This window comes from Streptomyces sp. SCSIO 30461 (assembly GCF_037023745.1).
In the GTDB taxonomy this organism is placed as follows: Bacteria; Actinomycetota; Actinomycetes; order Streptomycetales; family Streptomycetaceae; genus Streptomyces.
This window is the reverse complement of sequence record NZ_CP146101.1, coordinates 3,270,887-3,286,143: the sequence shown is the minus strand read 5'-3', so window position 1 is coordinate 3,286,143 and position 15,257 is coordinate 3,270,887. Positions and strand designations below refer to the sequence as shown.

The 15,257-nt window shown below is 70.4% G+C and carries 13 protein-coding genes, 1 tRNA gene and 1 pseudogene; 8 read left to right on the top strand and 7 right to left on the bottom strand.

The features are described from left to right. The first annotated feature begins 63 nt into the window (after positions 1 to 63). Entirely contained in the window at positions 64 to 426 is a 363-nt protein-coding gene (locus V1460_RS14510; RefSeq protein WP_338674138.1) for a metalloregulator ArsR/SmtB family transcription factor, read from the top strand. Continuing rightward, positions 423 to 911 carry an N-acetyltransferase family protein gene (locus V1460_RS14505; protein ID WP_338674137.1) on the top strand — a complete coding sequence of 163 codons (489 nt, stop codon included), beginning with the start codon at positions 423 to 425 and terminating at the stop codon, positions 909 to 911. The genes V1460_RS14510 and V1460_RS14505 overlap by 4 nt, the downstream gene beginning before the upstream one ends. Positions 912 to 1,027: 116 nt before the next feature. Here the strand turns inward: V1460_RS14505 and V1460_RS14500 are convergent, their stop codons facing one another. Further along, the gene (locus tag V1460_RS14500) at positions 1,028 to 1,813 is read right to left on the bottom strand and encodes an MIP/aquaporin family protein (RefSeq protein WP_338674136.1); all 786 of its coding nucleotides are present in this window, start codon (positions 1,811 to 1,813) and stop codon (positions 1,028 to 1,030) included. A 49-nt stretch (positions 1,814 to 1,862) separates the two neighbouring features. After that, positions 1,863 to 2,177 (bottom strand): metalloregulator ArsR/SmtB family transcription factor, encoded by a 315-nt coding sequence (locus V1460_RS14495; RefSeq protein WP_338674135.1) that lies wholly within the window; start codon positions 2,175 to 2,177, stop codon positions 1,863 to 1,865. A gap of 76 nt (positions 2,178 to 2,253) precedes the next feature. On the opposite strand from V1460_RS14495, the gene V1460_RS14490 reads away from it, so the two are divergent. The 3 genes from V1460_RS14490 to sbnA all read left to right on the top strand — a co-directional run bounded on the left by V1460_RS14490 (position 2,254) and on the right by sbnA (position 4,235). After that, on the top strand, positions 2,254 to 2,454 hold the full coding sequence (locus tag V1460_RS14490) for a hypothetical protein (protein WP_338674134.1): 201 nt from the start codon (positions 2,254 to 2,256) through the stop codon (positions 2,452 to 2,454). A gap of 44 nt (positions 2,455 to 2,498) precedes the next feature. Continuing rightward, on the top strand, positions 2,499 to 2,918 hold the full coding sequence (locus V1460_RS14485; RefSeq protein ID WP_338674133.1) for an arsenate reductase ArsC: 420 nt from the start codon (positions 2,499 to 2,501) through the stop codon (positions 2,916 to 2,918). A gap of 330 nt (positions 2,919 to 3,248) precedes the next feature. Then, positions 3,249 to 4,235 (top strand): 2,3-diaminopropionate biosynthesis protein SbnA, encoded by a 987-nt coding sequence (sbnA, locus tag V1460_RS14480; RefSeq protein WP_338674132.1) that lies wholly within the window; start codon positions 3,249 to 3,251, stop codon positions 4,233 to 4,235. Positions 4,236 to 4,630: 395 nt separating this feature from the next. Here the strand turns inward: sbnA and V1460_RS14475 are convergent, their stop codons facing one another. Together V1460_RS14475 and V1460_RS14470 are read right to left on the bottom strand one after the other, a co-directional pair. Continuing rightward, positions 4,631 to 4,894, bottom strand: coding sequence for a hypothetical protein (locus tag V1460_RS14475; RefSeq protein WP_338674131.1), 264 nt, complete (start codon positions 4,892 to 4,894; stop codon positions 4,631 to 4,633). 14 nt (positions 4,895 to 4,908) lie between these two features. Beyond that, positions 4,909 to 8,742, bottom strand: coding sequence for a hypothetical protein (locus V1460_RS14470; protein WP_338674130.1), 3,834 nt, complete (start codon positions 8,740 to 8,742; stop codon positions 4,909 to 4,911). A gap of 731 nt (positions 8,743 to 9,473) precedes the next feature. On the opposite strand from V1460_RS14470, the gene V1460_RS14465 reads away from it, so the two are divergent. Further along, positions 9,474 to 10,433 (top strand): NAD-dependent epimerase/dehydratase family protein, encoded by a 960-nt coding sequence (locus V1460_RS14465; RefSeq protein WP_338674129.1) that lies wholly within the window; start codon positions 9,474 to 9,476, stop codon positions 10,431 to 10,433. Between the two features lie 8 nt (positions 10,434 to 10,441). Then, positions 10,442 to 10,783, top strand: coding sequence for a hypothetical protein (locus V1460_RS14460; RefSeq protein ID WP_338674128.1), 342 nt, complete (start codon positions 10,442 to 10,444; stop codon positions 10,781 to 10,783). 105 nt (positions 10,784 to 10,888) lie between these two features. On the opposite strand, the gene V1460_RS14455 is transcribed toward V1460_RS14460, so the two are convergent. Beyond that, positions 10,889 to 10,962, bottom strand: a tRNA-Pro gene (locus V1460_RS14455). A gap of 52 nt (positions 10,963 to 11,014) precedes the next feature. After that, positions 11,015 to 13,669: an AAA family ATPase gene (locus V1460_RS14450; RefSeq protein ID WP_338674127.1), complete on the bottom strand. Its 2,655-nt coding sequence runs from the start codon at positions 13,667 to 13,669 to the stop codon at positions 11,015 to 11,017. A gap of 113 nt (positions 13,670 to 13,782) precedes the next feature. Here V1460_RS14450 and V1460_RS14445 point away from each other — a divergent pair, with 113 nt between their 5' ends. Further along, the gene (locus V1460_RS14445; RefSeq protein WP_338678052.1) at positions 13,783 to 14,277 is read left to right on the top strand and encodes a DUF309 domain-containing protein; all 495 of its coding nucleotides are present in this window, start codon (positions 13,783 to 13,785) and stop codon (positions 14,275 to 14,277) included. Here V1460_RS14445 and V1460_RS14440 read toward each other — a convergent pair. Next, positions 14,267 to 14,614 (bottom strand): annotated as a pseudogene (locus tag V1460_RS14440) (lactate utilization protein C); the annotation flags it as partial. The gene V1460_RS14445 and the pseudogene V1460_RS14440 overlap by 11 nt on opposite strands. Positions 14,615 to 15,257 lie beyond the last annotated feature (643 nt).

The window sequence follows — 15,257 nt, the reverse complement described above, 5'->3', positions numbered from 1 at the left end:
GTGCACCGCATATCGATATTCGTCAACATAGACATTCATCGAAGTTACAGGGATGATGGGGTCATGACGATGAAGGTGTTGCCGTCGCCGGAGCCGGAAACCGTGGCACCGTGCTGCCCGCCGCTGTCAGAACGACCGCTGACGGTCGAGGAGGCGGAGCGGACCGCGGTCATGTTCAAGGCCCTCGGCGACCCGGTACGGCTGCGCCTGTTCTCCCTGGTCGCCTCCCACGAGGGCGGGGAGGCGTGCGTATGCGACATCTCCGACGTCGGCGTCTCCCAGCCCACCGTCTCCCACCACCTGAAAAAGCTCCGCGAAGCCGGACTGCTGTCCTCCGAACGGCGCGGCACCTGGGTGTATTACCGCGTCGAGCCGTCCGTGCTCGCCGCCATGGGCCGGCTCCTGACCCGCGCGGCCGGCGCATGACCATCCGCATCACTGGTCTGACCGGGGCGTACGCGGACGAGGTCCTGGCGATCTACCAGGCCGGGATCGACGAAGGCAACGCCACCTTCGAGACCGCCGCCCCGACCTGGGCCGAGTTCGACGCGGCGAAGTTGCCCGAGCACCGGTTCGCTGCCGTCGACGCCGACGGGAAGTTGCTGGGCTGGATCGCGGCCACTCGCGTTTCCGACCGGTGCGCGTACGCAGGGGTCGTGGAGCACTCCGTGTATGTCCACCCCGCCGCCCGCGGTCGCGGTGTCGCCGGGCGGCTCCTGGCAGCCTTGACGGAGTCGACCGAGGCGGCGGGGATCTGGACGATCCAGTCCGGGGTCTTCCCCGAGAACGCCGCCAGCCTGGCCGTCCACGCGCGGGCCGGGTTCCGGGTGATCGGCACCCGCGAGCGCATCGGCCGACACCACGGCGTGTGGCGCGATGTCGTGCTGCTGGAGCGCCGCAGCCCACCCTGAACATCGGGCAGGGTCCGGCTTGCCGAAAGGGGGTCAGGTGAGCAGGTCGCGGATTTGCCGGGCGGCGTCGCGGGCGAGTCGGCCGACACCGATCACCACCACGTCCGCGCTCCGGCTCATGCCGAGGTCGTTCCGGCATCGGTCTTGCCGCGCATGAAGATCACGGCGACCAGGGCCAGGCCCATCACGGCGCCGATCAACTGCATGGCGATGAAGCCGGGCACCGAGGCCGGGGCGATTCCCGCGAACGTGTCGGTGAACGCGCGGCCGATGGTGACCGCAGGGTTGGCGAAGCTGGTGGAGGAGGTGAACCAGTAGGCGGCGCCGATGTAGGAGGCGACCGCGACGGGGGCGAAGCGAAGGCGGTCGGTGCGCGCGAGGCCGAAGATCATCAGGATCAGGCCCGCGGTCGCCACGACCTCGCCGAGCAGGAGGTTGCCGGTGGAGCGGTCGTGGGTGGACCACTTCACCAGCGGCTCGCCGAACATCGCGTCGGCCAGGATCGCGCCGCCGATGGCACCGACGATCTGCGAGGGCACATAGACGGCTAGCTCACGGACGGTCACCCCGGCGCCGCCGCGGCGGGCGGACCACCACTCGGCGAGGGTGACGGCGGGGTTGAAATGGGCGCCGGAGACCGGGCCGAATAGGGCGATCAGGACGCCGAGGCCGAAGACGGTGGCGGTGGAGTTCGCCAGCAGCTGCAGGGCGACGTCGTCGGTGAGCTTGGTGGCCTGGATGCCCGAACCGACCACGATCGCGACCAGGGCAGCGGTGCCGACCAGTTCGGCGGCCGCGCGGGCGATGAGCGGGGTGCGAGGCGGCGTCGCGCCGGGAGCGGGCTGCGGCACCGTGTCCGCGGGGGCCATGGCGTCGCTCGCGGCGGGCTCGGTGGCGGTCAAGGCAGGTTCTCCTCGGACGGGTGAGGCAGGCGGACAAGACCGCGAGGGCCTACGGGCACGACCGCTTGAGGTTCGCTTCGGCCGTGGCTCGCGCGGTCCGGGCGAGGTCGGCGAACTGCCCGGCGAGGGCTTCGATGACTTCCGGACGCAGGCGGTAGTAGATGAACCGTCCACAGGGCTCCGTCTCCACGACCCCGGCCTCGCGCAGCACCTTCATGTGGTTGGAGAGGTTCGTCTGCTTCGCTCCGGTCTCCTCGACCAGATGCGTGGTGCAGAGCGTTTCCTCGGCGAGGAGGGTCACGATCTTGAGCCTGAGCGGGTCGGCCAGAACCCGGATCAGATCAGTGTCGACTGACGTCATCATGGACTGATACTGTCACATCAGCTGGGGCTGACACCAGGTCGAGCCGTTCTTCGCGCAGGCCCTGACCGAGGCCGGGGTGGACCCGGGCGGCGCCCACCCCAAGCCGCCGACCGCCGAGGCCGCCGACGTCGTCATCACGATGGGCTGCGGCGGCGCCTGCCCGGTCGTTCCGGGCCGCCGCTACCTCGACTGGCCCGCGCCCGACCCCGACGGCGTCCCGATCGCACCGGTACGCGACACCCGCATCACCGAACTCCTCACCGAACTCGGCACCTGACCCTACCGCCCGACCCGCAGCGCCCTGACCCTCAAGGAAGAACGATGCCCTCCACGCCCGCCGCGTCCGTCTTGTTCGTCTGCATCCACAACGCCGGCCGCTCCCAGATGGCCGCAGGGTTCCTGCGCCATCTCGCCGGGGACCGCGTCGAGGTCCGCTCCGCCGGCTCCATGCCCGGCGACCAGATCAACCCCTCCGCGGTGGCCGCCATGGCCGAGCTGGGCATCGACATCTCCGACCAGACCCCGAAGGTGCTGACGCCCGAGGCCGCCCGGGCATCGGACTACATCATCACCATGGGCTGCGGCGACGCCTGCCCGTACTTCCCCGGCAAGACCTACCTCGACTGGCAGCTCGAGGACCCGGCCGGCCAGGGCGTCGAAGCCGTCCGCCCCATCCGCGACGAGATCAAGGCCCTCATCGAGGGCCTGATCGCCGAGATCGACGCCAAGAAGCAGGGCTGACACCGCGACCGACACGACCACCAACGACGGCATACGCGACGTCATCATCATCGGCTCCGAAGACCGTCGCCGCGGTGTGGAGCGCGGTCAGCGTCGCCCAAGGGCTGCTGTCCCCCACCGCCACGGCTTCGACAGCCGACGTGCGCGTGCCCCGTACGAGCTCAGGACTCTTACGGGGCACGCGCGTACGAAATGGCGGGACCCGTGCAGTCAACCCGGTCCGACTTCCCCGTCACAGCACCTGCCCGATGTCAAGTCCCGAATCCCTGTGACATGACGGCGGCACCCCCGAGCGGGCCTGCTGGACATGCCACTCAGGAGGAGGCGACCATGCCCGTCATATCCGTTCCGCAGGAGTTCAACGAGGAAGAGCTCTACGTCGGCCTCGAAGGGATCTTCGGCCACCCTCTGTTTCTCAAGTGCGAGGGATTCAATTTCGCCGGCTCGATCAAACTCAAAGCCGCCACCGAAATGGTCGAAGCTGCCGAGCGTGACGGTCTGCTCACGGCGGATTCGGTCATCGTCGAGTCCTCGTCCGGGAATCTCGGCGTGGCGCTGAGCATGATCGCGGCCGGCAAGGGATACCGGTTCGTCTGCGTGACGGACTCCCGCTGCAATCCGTCCACGCGGCTTCTCATGGAAGCGCTGGGCAGCGAGGTCCATGTGATCTCGAAGCCCGCCGACGTGGGTGGTCTGCTCGGTGCGCGCATCGCCCGTGTACGCGCGCTTTGTGCGTCGGACGACCGCTGCGTGTGGCTCAACCAGTACGCCAATCCCCACAACGGGATCGCGCACTACCGCAGGACCGCACCCGCCATCGCACAGCAGTTCCCGGATCTGGATGTGCTGTTCGTCGGAGCCGGTACCACCGGCACCCTCATGGGCTGCGCCCGCTACTTCCGGCAGTGGCACCGTCCGGTACGCGTGGTGGCGGTCGACACCGCCGGCTCGGTGACCTTCGGTGGCCGCCCGGGCCGGCGGATGATCCCCGGTCTCGGCACCAGCATGCGGCCGCCCCTGTTGGACGAATCCCTGGTGGACGACGTGGTGAGCGTCAAAGAAGCCGACACCATTCGCGCCTGCCACCGGCTTGCCCGCCGCGGATTCCTGTTCGGCGGCTCGACCGGCACCGTGGTGAGCGGTGCCGTCAGCTGGCTCGAACGGCACGGCCACCAGGATCTGACAGCGGTGGCCATCGCCCCCGACCTGGGCGAGCGGTATCTGGAGACGATCTACCAGACCAACTGGGTGCACGACCTCTACGGAGACGATGTGCCGGCTTCGGAGCACGCGACCGCCGCACTCCGGGCAGCCTGAGAACGGCGCTCCCTCCTTTCGCGTCCCCTCCGCCGCTGGTGATCCGCACCCCCGAGAAATCACCGATCGGGGCCGCAGCACCGCGGGTGCTGCGGCCCCGATCCTGGCGACTGGATCAGTGCGAATGACACAACAGGTCGACCACCACCACTGACCCGGGCGTCACGGTCGTCGACCGCCTGGGGTGGCGACCGTGACACCACCGGGAGGCGGCGAACGCCGGCTGCCGCGGCACTAGCGCGTCGGTCAAGGTTTGCCCGTCAAGGAACGGCACTCGGTGCGGCGCATCGCAAGGCGCCGGATCGGCCTCGTAGTGGATCTACTCGGTCGATTCGGCAACGCCGCGAGGTGTCGCGCCGGGCGTCGCGACGGGGTAAACGCCGGCTGATGCGGCACTAGCTGCCGGCGGCTTCCCTGAGAGAGCGGGCGATGGCGCGATCATCGTCCAGGGCACTCATCCGAACGGGGCTGCGCTCGTCGTCCAGGACCACGGCGCGGAGCACCGTTCCGACGGCCGCTTCCTGGTCATTGTCCGGCCAGCGGGGGTCCTTCGTGTTGTCGATCAGCCCCGCGGTGCCGTCAGGGAGCACCACATCCAGTCCCCAGGGGCGTACCGCGACGACCCGGACGTCGTATTCGCGATGGAGTGTCGAAGGCATGTCGTTCGGCCTCCTCACGGCTTGAGTATCCAGGTTCGGTCAACTGTCAGGGAGTTGAACTCGGCCAGCCTGCTGTAGTCGATCTCCCACTCGATTCTGGGGGTTCCATTCGGCCCCTTCCAGTCGTAGCGCTTGGCAGCCTTGGCGAACTGCACCAGGAACTTCATGTCCATGTCGTACCTCAGCATGCCGTTGGCGTACGTGCCACGTCCCCAGTACTCGGCGGCGACGCTCTGTTCGCCGAAGTACACCTTGCCGTTGCTGCCGTCCTCCGCCGCCCGGGCCGGGTTCGGGCCGTGGGCCTTCTCGTAGGCCACGTCCACGGTCTTCGGGGTCCGGTAGATGGGGAACGTGCAGTCCGTGTCCGGCTTCGGCTTGTCGCCGGAGGCCGCGGCTGACCGCTGGACTGCCGACGCCTTCGACTGCCGGCCAGGCTTGGTGCCGCCGGAGTCCCGGTCACAGCTGAGGCCGAGTCGGTCCAGTTGCTTCTTGGCGTCCTCAGCCTTCTCGGTGACGGCGTCGACGTTCTTGCGGGCCTTGTCGACCTTCTCCAGGAACCCCTTGATGCCCCAGATGGCCTTGCCGATTCTCGGCAGCTTGCTCCCGATCTTCGCCAGCTTGACCGGGCCCGCGTTCTGGACGATGGCCCAGATGCAGATCCCGATGTCGGGGTCGTCGATGCACTCCTTGATGTCCTCTGCGAACAACTCCACCAGGATCTCGGCGCCGTTGTCCTTCAGGTAGTCCAGGAGATCCTGGCCGGAGAGCTCCCGGGCCAGCGCCAGTTCCTCCTGGCTCAGCCCGGCCTGCTCCAGGGCGTACTCGGTGGCCATCCGCAGGACCAGTGCGTCCAGGGCCTCCGCGCCGCTGCCGGGTTCTCCGCCGCCGGGTTGCGGATCGGTGTACTTCGAGTTCTTCTTGGCGGCCTCGGCCAGTTCCTTGCGCTGCCTCTCGCGCTCGGCCTCCTCGGCGCGTTCGGCGGCCTGGTCGGCCTCCTTCGCTGAGGCATCGGCGTTCCGTGCCGCGTCCTCGGCCGCGATCGCGTACCCTTCCGAGCGGTCGGCGCTGTGTCGGGCAGTGGTGGCGTCGCTCTCCGCCGACGCGGCGGCACTGCGTGCACTGCCCGCGTCCCGTTCGGCGTCCGTGGCCTCGCTGTCGGCAGCGGCGGATTCGCTTTCGGCGGCGCTTGCGGCGGAGTCGGCCGCGAAGGCGTCCTCACCTGCCTGCCTGCTCCACTCGGCGGCTCTGGCGTCGGCCTTCTTTGCGGCCTCGGCCGCTTTCGCCGCCTCGGCGGCGGAGGCCTTGGCCCGTTTGACCGCTTCGGCCGCGCGTGCGGCATCCGCGGCTGCCGCGGCTGCGGCCAGAGTGGCCGCCTTCGCACTTGCGGTGGCCTTGTCGGCCAGCGCCTTGGCGTCAGCAGCGGCCTTCGTCGCCTCCTTGGCCTTGGCTTCGGCAGCGGCGGCCTGCTGTTCGGCGAGCGTCTTGGACGCCTGGCCGACGAGTACGGCGAACGCGGCGGAAACATCGCTTTCGCGATAGGGGCTACCGAGGGCGATGGCCTTGTCCGCAGAGATCGTCACCTGCTTTGCCGCATCCCGGGCAGCGACCGCGAACTGGGCGGTGGCCATGGCGTGGCCTGCTGTGACGGCTGCCCACGCGCGAGTCTTACGCGCCTCATCCCTGGCCTCGGCAGCCCGAGTCTGGGCTGTGACGGCGGCCACGGCCGCCTTCTTGGCCTCGGCCTCGGCATTTCTCACGTTCCGCGCGGCGGCGGCAGAGGCATCGATCGCCTCGGCTGCGGCAGCGTGCGCATTGGCCGCGGCGGCACTTGTGGCCAATGCTGCGGACCAGGCTCCGTCTGCGGCGGCACGTGACCTGCTTGCCGCTGCCTTCGCACGCGTCGCCGCTGCACGAGCCGCGACAGCGGCGCTGCCGGCCTCGTTGGCTGCGGTACGTGCAGCCTTTGCCGCGACAGTGGCCTCTCCGGCCGCGGTCCGGGCCTCAGCCGCCGCTTGCCGGGTTTCGGCAGCGGCGTCGGATCCGTCCACGGCGGCAGCAGCGGCCTCGAAGGCCGCAGCACGCGCGGCTGCGGCTCGCTCCTCACGCTCCGCCCGGACCGCCTCATCGCGTGCCTGAGCGGCACGCGCCTCCGCGTCCTTCGCGGCCGCGTGCTTCGTCGCGGCCGTGGATTCGGCGGATGTGGCAGTCAACATCGCTGTCGAGGCATTCACCCGCTCCGCCTGGGCGCGCGCCTCCGCGGCCTGCGCCTTCCCACGCTCCCGCGCAGCGTCCTTGCGCGCCGCCGCGGCCTTGTCCCGCTCGGCCTCGGCGACTCCACGCAACTCCCTGGCCTTGCCGGCCTGGGTGCGGGCGGTGGCTTCCTCCTTCTCCGCGGTCGCCTGCGCGTTCTTCGCCTTGATGGCGTTGTCCGCGGCTTCCTTGGCCTGCATGTCCGCCGCGTCAGCCGCAGCCTTGGCCTGTGCCGCCGCCTCCTGCGCGGCAGCCTTGCGGAACTCGGTCTGCAGTGCGTGCGACTGCGTCTTGGCGAGCGCCAGCAGCGCCTGGCTGTCGCCGGCGGTCGCCTTCGCGGCGTTCGACGCGGTGAGGGCGGTCTTCGACGCTGCCTGGGCGGCCGCATACGAAGCCTTGGCCACCTGCACCGACTGCTGGGCGTACACCAGGCCACGGCCGCGCGGCGTCTTGGCCGCGTCCGCGATGGCCCACGCGGCGTTCCGTGCAGCGACGGCCTTCTCAGATGCCGCCTTGGCAGCCGCGACGGCCTTGTCCGCGATCGGAACCTGAGCCGCCGCTGCCTTGCGCGCCGCGTCGAGGTCCTTCGCGGCCCGGGTGAACACGGCGGGCTTCGGCTTGAGGATGCTGTCCTTCTGGCCCGCCCAATACTTCTGGAAGAACAGGATCTGGTCGGCCTGCCATGCCTGCCGGATCGCCTCCACCATGGCTTCGGTGGCGGTGCGCACCTCCTTGGACGCGGCAGTCTCGGCAGCGACGATGTCCTTGCGCTGCTTGCTCTGCGAGGCGTACTCCGCCTCCCACTCGGTGTGCGCATCGACCACGGCGCCGGTCAGCGCGCGGTAGTGGTCGATCGGGTTGTCGCTGTCGCAGCTCGCCCAGGCCGCCTTCAGCGCCTCGACCTCGGTGCGGTGCTCCATCGAGTCCGGCGCCGGTGCCTTTGTCGCGAAGCCCCCGAAGCGCAGGAAGGTCGCCACGTCATTGGCCGAGCCAGGCGGACTGTTCTGGCCGTTGTTCATGCCGACCAAGGCGTCCGCGGCGAAGGGCTTGTACGCGGTGGCCCACGCGTCGCCGGTCGTGTCGAGAGCGGCGAGGATCTCCTTCGCCTTGTCCAGCGCTGCCTTGCCGGGCTTGGGTGCCGGGTCGCCACTGACCTTGAACGAGAACTCGCGTTCAGCCCGAGCGAAGGCGACGATGTCCGCGCCGAACTCCGGTGCGTGGTAGTCCCGCCCACCGGTGGAATTCGTCGAGGCGTAGGGCTTGTTGGTCGCGTTCAGCTTCTCCTGGCGAGCCTTCCAGGCATCGCTGCGGGCGCTCTGGGCGGCTTCGTCGCGCTTCTGCGCCTCGCCCAGCGGTCCGTAGCCCCAGTACCAGTCCTTCCAGGCTGCCGCTACATCGGTGTCCGCACCGGCCAACGCGGTATTGGCGACGGCCTTCATCTCGGGGCCGCCGTAGGGCACGGCCTGCGCCACCTGACAGCGGTCCTTGCGCGCCTGGGCGCCCAGACTGATCCGCAAGGTCCTCAGATACGGATCGGTCGGATTGTCGCCTGGCTCGTCAGCCTGTGCCGGGACCGCGTACACCAGTCCCGCCAACAAGGTCGACGCAGTCGTCAGCGCGGTTGCCGCGACCCCCCCTGTCAAAGCCGCGCGTCTCGCACGCGGCTCCTTTCGCAGAAAAGCTCTCAAGGCCACTCAGTCCGATTCTTCTAGGAACAGTTCACGCCCCGGGAAGAAGCAGATGGTGATGACGGCACGACACATCGCGCGCCCAGGAAGTCATCTGATGGTCAGTCAGGCAACTAAGAGATGAAGAATCGCCTCTCGGCGCACCAGTCGAGCGCGCCGCCCCCGCCTCCCCCAAGGCGTGAAGATCTTCGCACATCGATCGCGCCGGCGGGAGGCCCTGCGAGCACGAAACGTCATGGTGCCTCCGGAATTGGACGTGGAGTGACCCCGGATCGCCGACCGCCCCATGGAGCGGACTCAGGTGCATGCGCCGGATGCCGCAGCGCACCGACTCCGTCCGGCCGCCGCCGGCGGTCTGGTAGGTGCGGGCAAGTCCACGCACGTACGCACGTGTGATGGATCGCACTACAGGCGTGCCCACTGCCGGGCAGCGGCAACCGGCTCGCCTGAACAGCATGGGCACTCCCTTGACCGCCTGTGCTGAAAGGACGGCGCCCGGTGGCTACGCCGCTGCACGCAGAGCACTTGGATGAACGATCAGTTACTCCTGAGCATTGGCGAGGCGCGGGATTCGTGCGCCGACGAGGGGTCGCTGTGATAATCGGGCCGTACGACGCTGTGGAGACATCGAGGAGGCAGTGGTGCGGCAGGTACTGGTCACCGGAGCAACCGGAACCGTGGGGGGACCGCTGGTACGTCTGCTGGCCGCCTCCGGCCACCGCGTGATCGCGTTGCTGCGCTCGCCCGAACGGGACAGCCAGGCGCTGCCCGCGGGAGTGGTCCCGGTACGCGGCGACCTCACCGATCCCGACTCACTGAGCGCGGCTCTCGAAGGATGCGACACGGTGTTCCACACCGGCGGGCTCGCCGAACAGTGGCTGGCCGACCCGTCGGTCTTCGAGCGAGTCAACGTCGGGGGCACTCGGCACCTGGTGGACGCGGCCCTTGCCGTCGGCGTGGAGTGCTTCGTGCACACCAGCACCATCGATGTCTTCGAGCGCATTCCGGGCCGTCCGTTCGACGAGACACGGCTGGCGAGCCGGGCGCTCGGTACCGCCTATGAGCGCACCAAGCAGGATGCCGACCGCCTGGTCGCCGCCGCCGTGGCCGAGCGCGGCCTGCCCGCGCGGTTCGTCCACCCCTCCGCGGTGTACGGGCCCGGGCGCGCCGACGCGACGCTGAACCTCGCCTTGGCTCACCTGGCCCGCAACAAGGTGCCGATGCTGCCGCCGGGCGGTATGCCGGTCGTCTTCGCCGACGACGTGGCCAAGGGGCAGGTCCTGGCGGCGAACGCGCCGGTCGGCTCTCGATGGATCCTGTCCGACACCTATCTGACGATGCGCGAGATCGCCCAGGCCGTGGCAGCCGCCGCCCCCGGGGCCAAAGTCCCGCCGAGCATGCCCGCGCCGATCGCCCTGGCGGTGGCCGCGCTGGGCGAAGGGGTGTCCCGGATCACCCGGCGCCCGCCGCTGCTGTCGTTCGGCGAACTGCACTTCCTGCGCTCGCACTCGGTGCCCGACGCCAGCGCCGCGCGCACCCACCTGGGATGGACCACCACGCCGTTCGCCACGGGGCTGGAGGCGACCCTCGCCGCGGGCTGACGCCCCGCGTGGCAGGCCGGCAATGGCTCTACAAGCACGCAGAGGACGAGCTTCTCGACCCGCGCACGCCGGCACTTCCCGACCGGGAGGCACTCGTCGAGCCGGCCGACGCCCTTGTATGCGCTTCCCACGACGGGTATCAGTGTGGGGGCGAGGTCGCCCTCTCCGCCGCGTGCACGTCCGCGCGCATCGGCGAGGTTTCCGGCTGCAGAATCGGGGACAGCGACACCACCAACTGGATCCGGACCGTCCGGCGCCAGACCACATCGGCTCCCGGCGGCCTCGTCGACAAGGCCACAAAGGGCAAGCGAGCTCGCCGGATGCCGATCCCGTTCGTGGCAGTGCGTTGAGCCGGTCGACGCGAATCGGTCCCCAACCGGTCCCCAAAATGATCAAGGGGCCGTTTTTTCAGTCTCGCTCTGAAAAAACGGCCCCTGACCTGCGACTTCGCAAAGTCGGGACGACAGGATTTGAACCTGCGACCCCTTGACCCCCAGTCAAGTGCGCTACCAAGCTGCGCCACGTCCCGATGCGCCTTCGTCGGGGCTGGGCCCCGGCTGTGCGCGCGGAACAAGGTTACCTCACTCCATGGCCAGGATGGTCACGCACGCCTCCCGGGCGCGTGCCGCGAGAGTGGTGGCGCCGCAGGTGGCGGCCAGATCGGCGGCACGAGTGAGCTCGTGCGAGGAGCGGAGGGCGAGACCGTACTCATAGCGGGCCCGTGCGTGCTCATACCCGGAGGGGGACGCCTCCAAGTGGCGTACCGCCCGGGCGAGCAGTGGGACCGCTTCGGGTTCGGGGGCGAGTGCGGCGGCACAGCGAAGGGCTTCCCCGATGGCCGTGCCCGTGCCGAAGCGCTCGGCATGAGCACGGGCACGGGTGGTCAGCTGGGCGGCGCGAGCCGGGGATTCGGCGGCGATGGCTCGAGCCAGGTCGACGGACCACGGAGCCCAGACGCCGTTGTGGCGTCCACGGACCTCCAAGTCGCCCCCGCCTGCCTCAAGTTCGGCCACCCCTTCCTTGGTGTGACCGGTGGCCAGCAGCAGCCTTCCACGTACGCTCGGGCCGTCGGGAATGACGATGGCGTTGGGATAGGGCGGCCGGAAGGCATAGCGCTCCGCCACCGTCTCGGCCTCGGACGTGTCGCCGCGCGCCAGCAGTGTGTCGATGAGCAGGCCCACCGAGATCCAGTGCACGGGCAGGCCGCTCCCTATGCGATCGGCGAGCCGCAGTCCTTCGCGCAGGAACGACTCGGCCTCGGGGAGATTGCCCCTGCGGCGGTGGACAAGGCCGAGCAGAGTGTGTGCGAAGGCCAGGTGGGCACCGCTCCAGCCGGAGATCTCGTACGCCCGGACCGCCTCGGTGAAGAGCTCCTCCGCGTGGTCGAGCCGGTCGGTGAACGCGTAGCTGATCCCGGCGAGTGCGGGTGGTTCGAAGCCCCACTCGGTGTCGGTCCAGCCGAGACCGGGCGCCGGGCGCCCGTCGACCAGGGCCCGGTCGCACAGCTCGACGACGAGTTCGGCGTCCTCACCACGCAGCATCGCGTCGAAGGCCCTGATGGTGAGCAGGGCCCGCTCGGCGTTGTCGCGGCCCGGCAGCCGGTCGGCGAGTTCCGCGAGCCGGCGTGAGCGCGCCGGCCCGTCGTTCTCCCTGGCCTGGGTGCCCTCCCACAGGAACTGAGCGGCCTGGAGCCGCATCCGGGCCGGGCCGGGCGGGGTGTCGCCGGCCTCGGTTGCGAGGGCCACGGCCGCTTCGCTGAGCTGGTCGTTGTGGGCGAGCGCCTGTGCCAGGCGATAGGTGGCGTCGACGCGGAGTCCTCGGTCGAGTCCGGGCAGGTCGAGGGCCTGGCGCAGATGCCGGATGGTGGTCGGCGGCGAGGTCAGCAGCGTGGCGCAGCCGAGTTCGTACAGCACCTGCGCGCGGACGCCGCTGCGCGGCGGCTCCTGGAGCGCCCGCTCGAGACAGCGGCAGGCCGCCTCCGGCGCACCGACCGCCAGATGGTCCCTGGCCGCCTCCCTCAGCTGCCGGACGACCTCCTGGTCGTCGTCTGGGTGCACTTCGAGCAGATGGCGGGATGCCGCGGCGGAGCCGAGTCCGGCTTCGGTGACGGCCCAGGCCGCACGACCGTGCATGGCGGTGCACAGGGCCGGTGGAATGGCCCGGTAGACGGCGGTGGCGATGAGGGGGTGGACGAATTCGAGCGGGTCGGGCCCGGTGACGATACGCGCCTCACGCAGCCGCTCCGCGCAGGCGGCGGCCTTGGCCGGGGGCATTCCGGCGAGGGAGGCGGCGAGTCCGAGGGAGATGTCCGTGCCGAGTACGGCGGCGGCCCAGGCGAATCTGGTGGCGTCGGGCCCCAGCCCTTCGAGCCGGGAGACCAGCCCGCTGCCGCGCGCGGTGGCGCCCAGGGCTCGCAGCTCACGGGTGCGGGGCCCGACGGGTTCGAGGCTGTGGTCCTGCACCTTGGCGATGAGCTCGACCGCCTCGTACGGGTTGCCGTGGGTGACGGTCCACACTTCGCGGCAGAACGCGTCGTCGGCCCCCTCGCCGACGGTGGCCCGGACGAGCTCCGACACGGCCTCGGCGGTCAGCTCGCGCAGCGGGATGCGCAGGCGCGCAGCGGTCCCCGCGGTGTTCAGGAGGGCGGACGACGTGTCCGACGCGTCTTCCGGGCGGTGGGCGATGACGATGAGGAGCGGGAGCGTACTGAGCCGGGTGGCGAAGGAAACGAGCCAGCCGAGCGACTCTCCGTCCGACCAGTGGGCGTCGTCGACGAGTACCACGAGAGGGCGCTTGCGGAGACGTTCGGACAGGGCGGTGACGACTCGGTCGAGGCCGTCGCGTACGCCTTGGGGGTCGGCGGGCGGGCCGGACGGCGCCGCGATGCCGAGTGCGGGCGCGGTGATGTCGTACCAGTCGCCGAACAGCTCTCGCGCCTCGTCCGGTGCCATGCCGCCGAGCGCCGGCTGGAGCAGTTGCCGCACGACGTGGAAGGGTACGGAGGTCGCGGTCTCGCTGCCGCGCGCGGTGCGGACGGTGCAACCGCGGGCCGTGGCGATGCCGCTCACCTCCGCGAGGAGGGAGGTCTTTCCGAGGCCCGCCTCGCCGCTGTAGATCAGCAGGCCGCCGGTGGCGCGTTCCGAACGCAGTGCCTCGACGGCGCGCGCGGCCGCGGCGACTTCCGGTTCGCGCTCCAAGAGCGCAATACGTTCATGGTGTTGCGCCCGGTACGGCATGGGCGACCTCCCCTCCCCACGAGGTGTCAGATGGCTGAGAGTAGTCCTGTCGCGGCGATGGCGGACACGGTTCCGGCAGGCCCCGCCGCGCGAGTGACAATCGAGGCGTGGACATGACGCCGAGAGACCGCGATCCCGAGGGCCGGGCACGCAACGCGCGCCCGCGTGACGGGCTCGGGCGCCCCTTGCCCTACGGGGCGGAGGGAGTGCCCCGGCAACCGGAGGGGCTGGTGCGCGCACCGCGGGAGACGCTGGGCGAGGCCCAGCGTCTGCTGGACGCGGGGATGCCTTTCCACGCCCATGAGGTGCTGGAGGACGCCTGGAAGTCCGGGCCCGATGAGGAGCGGGCGTTGTGGCGGGGGCTTGCGCAGCTCGCGGTCGGGCTGACGCACGCCGCCCGCGGCAACACGAGGGGCGGCGCGGCGCTGCTGACCCGTGGAGCGGAGTCGGTGGCGTCCTACGCGGCTTCCGCTCCGCCCGCGGGCCTGTATGGCGTCGATGTGACAGGGCTCGTCGGCTGGGCAGGCGAACTGGCGCGGGAGCTGCGCCGGGACGGAGCCGCCGTCCCGGCGGCGGAGCGTGCTCCGCGGCTGCGGCTCAGCCGGTGACGATCACGACTTCCAGGGTCCGTGGGCCGTGCACACCCTCGACCCGGTCGAGTTCGATGCCGCTGGTGGCCGATGGTCCGGAGATCCATGTCATCGGGCGGACCGGGTCCGGCCGGGGCAGCGCCTGGGGCACGGCCGCGACGACCTGCTCGGGGGCTCGTACCACGCAGATGTGATGGTCGGGGATGAGGCTGATCCGCCGTCGGCCCTGGTCGGGGCCGCCGTCCAGCACGATGGTGCCGGTTTCGGCGATGGCGAGCGCGCAGCCCGTGACGACACTGTCGACCGCGTCGGGTTCCTCCGGCGTGGCGTCCGCGCGGTCGGCAAGGCGGGGCGCTACGCCACACCAGGCACACCGGCTCCGGGCGAGCCCAACCGCACCGGACTGCCCCGAACCGGACTCCCGCGAGCCGGTCTCCGCTTGGGCAGAGGACGCCGACGGCGAGTCCGTTGAAGGTCGTCGCCGGGATATGTGCCGTGGTGTTCAGGAGACACGGGGGGTGAACTCGGGCGTCCGGAAAAGCCGTCGGGTGGTGCGCTCCGCCGAGCCTGCGTGTCGCTACTCGGCGGCGGCCACTCGTTTCGCCGCGGGCGAGCGCGGGTGACGGCGGGCACCCGCACCCCGGTCCGACCGGCACCGGGGTATCCGCTGTGACCTCCGGCGACGGCACCCCCGGCGGGATTCCGGTTGACCGGCCTCCACGGGACCGGGCCGCACCGGCGACCGGGGTGTCGCGAAGGCTCACCCGCTCCGACACTGCGGGCCCTCTCGGGAGCCCCCGCTGTGAGCCCCCTACGAGGCAAGGGTTTTCCCCGTATCGGGTTCATCTCGCCTTTCCCTACTGTCTGCCGAACCGGCGATTCACTGCCCCTGAGTGCACATGTCAGGTTCATGTAAACATCATGTGAACGCGGCGTTTCGTCCGGTGGCGGCTCTTGACCAGGAGCCGTCGTGCCGGCGGCGGCGCAGCGGGCGAAGG

Bases quoted from the DNA above. Each gene is read 5' to 3' on its own strand.
- V1460_RS14510 (WP_338674138.1), top strand. From the start codon at position 64: ATGACGATGAAGGTGTTGCCGTCGCCGGAGCCGGAAACCGTGGCACCG.
- V1460_RS14505 (WP_338674137.1), top strand. From the start codon at position 423: ATGACCATCCGCATCACTGGTCTGACCGGGGCGTACGCGGACGAGGTC.
- V1460_RS14495 (WP_338674135.1), bottom strand. From the start codon at position 2,177: ATGATGACGTCAGTCGACACTGATCTGATCCGGGTTCTGGCCGACCCG.
- V1460_RS14485 (WP_338674133.1), top strand. From the start codon at position 2,499: ATGCCCTCCACGCCCGCCGCGTCCGTCTTGTTCGTCTGCATCCACAAC.
- sbnA (WP_338674132.1), top strand. From the start codon at position 3,249: ATGCCCGTCATATCCGTTCCGCAGGAGTTCAACGAGGAAGAGCTCTAC.
- V1460_RS14475 (WP_338674131.1), bottom strand. From the start codon at position 4,894: ATGCCTTCGACACTCCATCGCGAATACGACGTCCGGGTCGTCGCGGTA.
- V1460_RS14450 (WP_338674127.1), bottom strand. From the start codon at position 13,669: ATGCCGTACCGGGCGCAACACCATGAACGTATTGCGCTCTTGGAGCGC.
- V1460_RS14445 (WP_338678052.1), top strand. From the start codon at position 13,783: ATGACGCCGAGAGACCGCGATCCCGAGGGCCGGGCACGCAACGCGCGC.